This is a genomic window from Blautia sp. HA3515 (assembly GCF_059933065.1).
The window spans coordinates 1-5,999 of the sequence record NZ_JAYFUY010000008.1; the positions used below are offsets into that span (position 1 = coordinate 1).

At 43.6% G+C, this 5,999-nt stretch carries 7 protein-coding genes and 2 pseudogenes; all 9 read left to right on the forward strand.

What is annotated here, in order from left to right:
* Positions 1-291 (forward strand): LemA family protein (locus tag R1Y93_RS00245; RefSeq protein WP_500821180.1); only part of this gene is annotated, 291 nt, incomplete at its 5' end.
* Positions 288-506, forward strand: coding sequence for a LemA family protein (locus R1Y93_RS00250; RefSeq protein WP_500821186.1), 219 nt, complete (start codon positions 288-290; stop codon positions 504-506). The genes R1Y93_RS00245 and R1Y93_RS00250, both read left to right, overlap by 4 nt.
* A 161-nt stretch (positions 507-667) precedes the next feature.
* Positions 668-856 (forward strand): hypothetical protein, encoded by a 189-nt coding sequence (locus R1Y93_RS00255; RefSeq protein ID WP_500821181.1) that lies wholly within the window; start codon positions 668-670, stop codon positions 854-856.
* On the forward strand, positions 814-1,461 hold the full coding sequence (locus tag R1Y93_RS00260; protein ID WP_500821182.1) for a hypothetical protein: 648 nt from the start codon (positions 814-816) through the stop codon (positions 1,459-1,461). Before R1Y93_RS00255 ends, R1Y93_RS00260 begins: the two co-directional genes overlap by 43 nt.
* 41 nt (positions 1,462-1,502) lie before the next feature.
* Positions 1,503-2,573: a DUF2207 family protein gene (locus R1Y93_RS00265; RefSeq protein ID WP_500821183.1), complete on the forward strand. Its 1,071-nt coding sequence runs from the start codon at positions 1,503-1,505 to the stop codon at positions 2,571-2,573.
* Positions 2,574-2,658: 85 nt separating this feature from the next.
* The gene (locus R1Y93_RS00270; RefSeq protein WP_500821184.1) at positions 2,659-3,939 is read left to right on the forward strand and encodes an adenylosuccinate synthase; all 1,281 of its coding nucleotides are present in this window, start codon (positions 2,659-2,661) and stop codon (positions 3,937-3,939) included.
* 74 nt (positions 3,940-4,013) lie between these two features.
* A complete protein-coding gene (locus R1Y93_RS00275; protein WP_500821185.1) occupies positions 4,014-4,817 on the forward strand; it encodes an HAD family hydrolase in 804 nt (267 codons plus the stop codon).
* Between the two features lie 323 nt (positions 4,818-5,140).
* Positions 5,141-5,658, forward strand: a pseudogene (locus R1Y93_RS00280) (SEC-C metal-binding domain-containing protein).
* Between the two features lie 132 nt (positions 5,659-5,790).
* Positions 5,791-5,999, forward strand: a pseudogene (locus R1Y93_RS00285) (hypothetical protein); the annotation flags it as partial.

Below are 5,999 nucleotides of genomic sequence, written 5' to 3' on the forward strand. Positions count from 1 at the left end.
GTGATTATTGTACTGGCAGTAGTCGTACTTCTGGTGCTCTGGCTTGTGTCCTCCTATAATGGATTTGTCAGACTTCGCAACAAAAGCGAAGAAGCCTTTTCAGCTATGGATGTATCCTTAAAGAAACGGTATGACCTGATCCCTAATTTTGTGGAGACTGTAAAAGGCTATGCCAAGCACGAGCAGGACACACTTCAGGCTGTGATCAATGCCAGAAATATGGCTATGAATGCCAAAGCAGTGCCGGACGGCAGAAGATCGCAAATGACAATGCACTTTCAGGTACACTGAAAAGTCTGTTTGCACTTACGGAAAGTTATCCGGATCTGAAAGCAAACCAGAATTTCCTGAGTCTGCAGAATCAGCTTTCCCGTATTGAGGAAGAAATTGCAGGTTCAAGAAGATACTATAATGGTGTTGTTAATAAATACAACACGAAAACAGAGATGTTCCCCAGGCAATATTCTTGCGTCCCTTTTCGGCTTCAAGAGAAAACCTCTTTATGAAGTAAATTCTGAAGCTGAAAGAGAAAAAAAATGTAAAGGTTTCTTTCTGATCCCGGATAAGAAACCCAAGCAGGAGGAGAAAGTATGTTTAAGAAAGAAACTCAGCCTGTCAGACAATATCCCAGATCGGCATACTGGTTGTTATTGGGATCATGTTTTGTATGACAGGGAATATCCTGGGAGTGGTAAGCGGTGACAGCAGTACCCTGGAATATGACCACAACATGGATACTGAGAATTACCATGTGGAAGTGACCATTGGGGAAGACAACAGTTACCTGGTAAGTGAGAGCGATCCAGGGTGGACATGCTTCAGGAACGTCATGGAATTTACCGCTATATTCCAATGAAAGGCACTATTCAGGATGTGCAAGGGGAAAAGATTCCTTATTTTGCTGATATAGAGCTGGAAGATTGCAACACAAATGTAGAAGAGAGTACAGAGGAGGGCTTCTATGTTCTTAAGCTTGGGGATGCGGATCATACGGTATATGGTCCTCAGACCTATTACATGGAGTACTCAGTTACACCGCTGGTACAGGAAAAGGCATATACAGATGTATATTACAACCTGTTTCCTTTAAGCTGGCAGAATGTGATTCCTGCAGGCAGCAGCTTTACAGTAAGCTTTCCAAAGGATTTTGATCATGAAAAGCTGGAATTATATTATGGAAGCTACGGAGCGACTGCAGATGGAAAGGAACTGCTGGATCTTTCCTGGGATGGAAATACCCTGGAAGGTACGCTGACCCAGGATATGGAATTTGGCAGCGGTATTACCATGTATGCCCAGATGGGAGATGATTATTTTACAGGAAGCAATCTGATCCCTCCTGTGAATACGATACTGGTGACAGCTTCCGTGGTGATCCTGGTGCTGGTGATCTTTATGTTCCAACATTTCGGGAGGGACGGAAAGAGATCATTACATCTGTACAGTTTCAGCCCCAGGTAGATCTGGACAGTGCAGCAGTAGGGTATATTATTGACGGCAGTGTGGAGGATAAGGATGTTTTGTCCCTGATCCTTTACTGGGCAGACAGAGGTCATCTTCAGATCAAAGATACCGGCAAGAAAAAGGATCTTACACTGATAAAGACAGCACTTCCATTGCCTGTGGATGCTCCCAAATATGAAAGAACCCTGTTTGATAAGCTTTTCAAAAAAGGGGATTCTGTTAGGATTTCCAGCTTGAAATATAAATGTGCAGGTACAATTGATACGGTTAAGAGCCAGGTTAAGGATTATGTGAAGGCAAAGGGCAGTCTTTATACCACTTCCTCTACTGTGGCAAGAGTGTTTGCTGCTCTGATCAGCTTTGTGCCCATGTGCATCTTTCTTGTGATGATGCTTGTGCTGAATAAGTTTTGGATCCTGCAGCAGCTTTTCAGTGTGTTTTCACTGATTCTGATGGTGATCGGTATGGTTCTTCTTTGCTCTGCTGTTGATAAATGGCATGGCAGGCGAGGTGCCGGCCGTATTGGAGGCGGGTTCATAGGAATCTGTTTTTACCTGTGTGGGATTGCATTTGTGACAGGTATTTATCTCTCTGGCTTAAGACAGCAGAATGTGTTTGATTTTACACGTGGGCTGGCAGTGGCAGCAGTGGCATCCTTTATATGCCTGTTCTTTACAGCATTTATGAAAAAAAGAACTGAAAAATGTGTGGACTGGATGGGACGTTTGCTTGGGCTTAGGGAGTTTATTAAAACAGCAGAGCTTGACCGTTTGAAGGCAATGGCAGAAGATAATCCGGAATGGTTTTATAGTGTACTGCCATACACCTATGTGTTCGGCCTTTCTGATGTATTTGCAAAGAGACTGGAAACCTTAGCTATTCCTGCACCTGAGTGGTATGTAAGCAGTTCCCCGGATTACGTAACATGGAATTATTATATGTTCAGCAGGCAGATGTCAAAGAGCATGCAGCATGTAACAAGCACCCTTACCAAGGTGGATCCGGGAAGTTCATCAGGAGGCGGAAGCAGCGGAGGATCTTCCGGTGGAAGCAGCAGCGGAGGCTTTTCTGGCGGCGGTTTTGGCGGCGGAGGCGGCGGAAGCTGGTAATGCCGTTTTAGAAATATTAAGAAAATAGTATAGGATGTTTCCGGAATTACGGTAAACATAAAAAGACACGAGGAGGAATTGTGTTATGATCAAAGCAGTAGTAGGCGCTAACTGGGGCGATGAGGGAAAAGGAAAGATTACCGATATGCTGGCTCAGGAAGCGGATGTTGTTGTAAGATTCCAGGGAGGAGCTAATGCAGGACATACCATCGTCAATGACTATGGCAAATTTGCACTGCATACACTTCCATCTGGTGTATTTTCCGGTCGTACCACAAGTGTGATCGGAAATGGTGTGGCATTGGATATTCCTATATTTTTTAAAGAATATAATGAGATTGTCAGCAGAGGCGTACCGGCACCTAAGATCCTGATCTCTGACAGAGCACAGATCGTTATGCCTTATCATCCTCTGTTTGATCAGTATGAGGAGGAAAGACTGGGAGGCAGATCCTTTGGATCTACCAAATCAGGTATTGCACCTTTCTATTCCGACAAATATGCAAAGATCGGTTTTCAGGTAAATGAACTGTTTGACAATGAGAAACTGAGAGAGAAGGTTGAAAGCGTTTGCCAGGTTAAGAATGTTATGTTAGAGCATCTTTACCATAAGCCGCTTCTGAATCCGGATGAGATCATGGATAAGCTGATGGAATACAAAGAAATGGTTGCTCCATATGTAGGAGACGTATCTCTTTTCCTGTGGAACGCACTGAAAGAAGGGAAAGAGATCCTTCTTGAGGGACAGCTTGGTTCCATGAAAGATCCTGATCATGGTATCTACCCAATGGTTACATCTTCTTCTACACTGGCAGGCTATGGTGCCATCGGTGCGGGAGTTCCTCCATATGAGATCAAGAAGATCATTGCTGTAAGTAAAGCATATTCCAGTGCTGTAGGTGCTGGGGCATTTGTATCTGAGATCTTTGGTGATGAGGCTGATGAACTGAGAAAACGCGGCGGTGACGGCGGCGAGTTTGGGGCTACTACCGGACGCCCAAGACGTATGGGATGGTATGACTGCGTTGCTTCCAAGTATGGCTGCCGTATCCAGGGAGCTACAGATGTGGCATTTACAGTTCTTGATGTCCTTGGATATCTGGATGAGATCCCGGTTTGTGTAGGATATGAGATCGACGGTCAGGTAACAACTGATTTCCCAACTACCTGCAAGCTGGAAAAAGCCAAACCTGTACTGGAAAAACTTCCGGGATGGAAATGTGATATCCGCGGGATCAAGAAATACGAGGATCTTCCGGAAAACTGCAGAAATTATATTGAGTTTATTGAGAAGCAGATCGAGTGCCCGATCACAATGGTTTCTAACGGACCGGGAAGAAATGATATTATTTACAGAAACAGGTAAAAGTTTTGAGGGACCGGCCAGTGGAGAACAGCTTGCTGGTCCCTCTTTTTATCTGTCAGGAAGGCGGAAGTATTATGAAAAATTTAAAAAAGGCAGCTGCGATTTTAGGAATAGTGGTTCTTCTGCTGGCAGCCTGTATGCCAATGTTTTTTGCAATGACAGATAGCGATCTGTTCAGGGCTTCCTGGGGAGTAGCTATTCTTGTGCCTGTTCTTGGATATCTGTTCTGGATGATGTACAGGCTGCTGGATAAAAGAAAAGGGAGTGCAGAGGGTAAAATGAAAAATGTGATTTTTGATGTAGGACTGGTTCTGGTTGACTTTGACTGGCAGGGGTATCTTAAGTCTTTTGGCTTTCCGGAGGAAGAGAATAAGCTGATCGGTGAAAAGGTATTTCTAAGCCAGCAGTGGAATGAGAGGGATCGAGGCCTTTATGATGAGGAAACTTACGTAAAGGCTTTTGAAAGCGCGTTGCCGGAATATGCACAGGACGTAAGGAAGGTTCTGGAAGGGTCCGGTAAAACTATTAAGGTGCGGGACTATGCAGATACCTGGACAAAGTACCTGAAAAGCAAAGGATATCATCTGTATGTGCTTTCCAATTACTGTAATTATGTATTAGAACAAACAAGAAAAGATCTTACTTTCCTGAAAAATATGGATGGGATCATTTTTTCCTGCGAAGTGCAGCAGCTGAAACCTGAAAAGGATATTTATGAAACCTTGCTTGGCAGATACGGGCTGAAAGCAGAAGAAAGTGTATTTTTGGATGACAGGGCTGAGAATTGTGAGGCCGCCAGAAAACTTGGCATCCATGCCATTCAGTTTCATGATTTTAAGCAGGCAGTGGCTGAGCTGGAGAAGCTGGGTATAAAATAAATGCGGAAAGCAGTCCTTATCTGTACCGCATTCCGCATTTTCCAGGGGAGGATATAAGTTACAGTAACTGTTTGGTGCCGGCAGAAGCCAGTCTGCTGAACAGTTACTTTTGTTTTATCATTTGTAATGGCGTCATTGAAGGGGTTCAATGAACAATCATAGTATAGGCATATAGAATTGATTTTATACAAGGAAAAAACCGCGTAATCTGCTAAAAGAATTGCGTAATGATTTAAAAGATGTTATAATGGACGAAATCCGGCCTGCAGATGCAGGACCTAAGGAAATGAAAATGAATCTTATTTGAAAAGAGGAACCAAGAAATGAGTGACAAGACCATTTTAGAGCAGTGGCGTGGGATTGCCTATGATCAGCAGGCAGACCGCAATAAACTCCAGAGATTCTGGGCAAACTATTTTAACATTGAAAAAGGTATTTATGAGCAGCTTTTAGAGAATCCGGATGAGGTTGTTACCGGTACAGTAAAAGAGCTTGCTGAGAAATATGGACAGGAAGTACTTACCATGGTAGGTTTCCTGGATGGTATCAATGACAGTCTGAAGATTAAGAATCCTATTGAGACTATGGATGAGAATACAACTGTAAGCCTGTGCTTTGACAAAGAACTTCTGTATAAGAACATGGTAGATGCAAAAGCAGACTGGCTGTATGAGCTGCCTCAGTGGGATAAGATCTTTACTCCTGAGAAGAGAAAAGAGCTTTATTTTGGAGCAAGAGGAGTTCAGGAACTGTGATCAAGCCTCATAAAGTAGGCCGTAATGATCCATGTCCTTGCGGCAGCGGCAAAAAATATAAATATTGCTGTGGCAGAAATAAATAAAACGGTTTTTTAGATGAACGTATTCATTTTTTCGGCAGGTATTCTTTGCCTGACCTATTATATAGTGATTATTATCCATGCAGGTATTACTGCAGATTTTGCATGGATCTGGCCTGCAGGAACTGTTCTTTTATGGGGATGGTGTCTGGCCAGACGACACATGGAGCGATGTGGTACTTGCAGCTTCCGGGCTGGATCAGTATGGCAGGTTATGTGCTGCTGGCAGCAGGTATTTGCTTATTTACATTTCTGTTGATCTGTGTGATACACGGGATGCAGGCAAAAGGTAAACCGGGACTTGAGTATGTAGTTGTTCTTGGCGCACAGGTGAGAGGGAAGAA

Bases quoted from the DNA above. Each gene is read 5' to 3' on its own strand.
- R1Y93_RS00255 (WP_500821181.1), top strand. From the start codon at position 668: ATGACAGGGAATATCCTGGGAGTGGTAAGCGGTGACAGCAGTACCCTG.
- R1Y93_RS00260 (WP_500821182.1), top strand. From the start codon at position 814: ATGCTTCAGGAACGTCATGGAATTTACCGCTATATTCCAATGAAAGGC.
- R1Y93_RS00270 (WP_500821184.1), top strand. From the start codon at position 2,659: ATGATCAAAGCAGTAGTAGGCGCTAACTGGGGCGATGAGGGAAAAGGA.
- R1Y93_RS00275 (WP_500821185.1), top strand. From the start codon at position 4,014: ATGAAAAATTTAAAAAAGGCAGCTGCGATTTTAGGAATAGTGGTTCTT.